Source organism: Gemella haemolysans, assembly GCF_001553035.1.
GTDB classification, from domain to species: Bacteria; Bacillota; Bacilli; order Staphylococcales; family Gemellaceae; genus Gemella; species Gemella haemolysans_B.
Map to the genome: position 1 here is coordinate 29,180 of NZ_KQ959922.1, position 588 is coordinate 29,767.

Here is a 588-nt window from a genome sequence, read left to right on the forward strand (position 1 = left end):
TGATGGAGCATGGGTAAAAGAAGCTAGACATGCAGAAGAGAAAAAACAAGGTTGGGTGAAAGAAGCAAACACTTGGTATTACTACAATACTGATGGAACATTAGCCCGAAACAAATGGATAGGAAATTACTGGTTAGGTGCTGATGGGAAAATGGTAACAAATAGCTGGGTAGATAATAATCGTTACTATGTAGGAAATGATGGAGCATGGGTAAAAGGAGCTCAAAAACCAGCTGCAGCACAAAAACAAGGTTGGGTAAAAGAAGTAAACACTTGGTATTACTACAATACTGATGGAACATTAGCACGAAATAAATGGGCAGGAAATTACTGGTTAGGTGCTGATGGAAGAATGGTAACAAACAGCTGGGTAGATAATAATCGTTACTATGTAGGAAATGATGGAGCATGGGTAAAAGAAGCTAGACATGAAGAAGAAAAGAAACAAGGTTGGAAAAAAGAAAACAATGTTTGGTACTACTACAATGAAAATGGATCGCTAGCTCGTAATAAATGGGCAGGAAACTACTGGTTAGGTTCAGATGGTAAGATGGCAACTAATGCATGGGTAGATAATGGACGTTATTA

Annotated in this window: 1 pseudogene; it reads left to right on the top strand. The window is 38.1% G+C overall.

Annotation, left to right across the window (positions count from 1 at the left end):
• Window positions 1-588, top strand: a pseudogene (locus HMPREF3186_RS09300) (N-acetylmuramoyl-L-alanine amidase); the annotation flags it as partial.